General features: G+C 49.8%; 1 pseudogene. It reads right to left on the reverse strand.

Annotation, left to right across the window (positions count from 1 at the left end):
- Positions 1 to 78: 78 nt before the first annotated feature.
- Positions 79 to 1,272, reverse strand: a pseudogene (locus tag Q0338_RS07705) (DNA polymerase III subunit alpha); the annotation flags it as partial.

Below are 1,272 nucleotides of genomic sequence, written 5' to 3' on the forward strand. Positions count from 1 at the left end.
CGTGCGCTAGGCATGTAGCCTGCGGAGCGAAAATTTTGCGAAATCTCGGAAAAGCACTCAAAAAACAAGCCGTCAAATTTAAACGGCTTGTTTTAGCCCTAACGCTCTCTCTGCAAACCCCTCCCCCACGATAAACTCCGTCGTATAAACCAGCGCGCGGCATTCCTGCGCGTCTTTGATACGGATGATTAGGCGCTTGTTGTTTTTATCGGCTGCGGCGCGATGTTCGCCGATGGCGACGCGGTAAATTTGCGTGATGAGATCCTTGCCCGTTTCGTCCAAATTTAGCTCCAAAACCAGATCCTCAAGCTCTCTTTTGCCTCTGCTTTCGCTAGATGCCTGGCCGTTTTGGTAGCTAGCGCCGCTTACTTCCTTGCGTTGCTTAAAGCTTCTGCTTTGGAAATTCATATCGCGCGCGTCCTCTAGGCTCACGACGTCGATTAGATTTATGCGAGCGCCCTGATCGTCGCGGCTGTAGCGCACCTTAAAGGCTAGCGGAGCATCCTTTTGCTCATCGCTTAGGCTATCGATGAGACCCTTTTCGGAGTCAAACGCCGCAACCTTAAACGTGCTAAAAAGATCCATAATGCTTAGCATCATAAACTCTTTGCCGGTTTTTTTACTAGGGATTTTAGCGATCTCGGCGATCTTGCCGACGACTAGGATTTCGCTCGTTTTATCTATCTTGCCGAAGTCCTTGCTAGGTGTGTGTTTTATCTGCTCGATTTGCTCTTTGTATTTTTCGAGCGGATGCGAAAAATCCATGCCCATAGCCTCGTCTAGCGTCAAAATTTTATCCAAATTTATCCGCATGAACTGCCCGTCTTTGGAGTAGCGAACCTTAAACGCATGCGGCAGATCGCGCTCGTCCGCACTCATCGACTCGACCGCGCCAAGGCCTCTGTCAAAGACCGCGATCTCGACCGTACCGTGAAAATCGAGCATCTCGATCGTGCCCATTTTTTTGCCGTTTTTCTTGCTGATCCTTGTAGTGAGATCCTCTATCTTGCCCACGAGCAGCATCTCGCCGTTTTCGGGTAGCTCGTCAAATTTATCGCTTAGCGTGTATTTTATCTTTGAGATTTGCTCGCGGTACTCGTCTAGCGGGTGGCCCGAGAGGTAGATACCCACGCTTTCTAGCTCAAATTTGAGCTTGGTTTTTAGCTCTAGCTCGGAGTCGTCGCGCACGAGATTTGTTTTAACCGTACCCATACTCTCGTCGTCGCCAAACAGGCTCTCGGCCGCATTTTTCTTGATAGTCGCGGCGTTTTT

The sequence above is a fragment of the uncultured Campylobacter sp. genome (assembly GCF_938018145.1).
GTDB lineage: Bacteria > Campylobacterota > Campylobacteria > Campylobacterales > Campylobacteraceae > Campylobacter_A.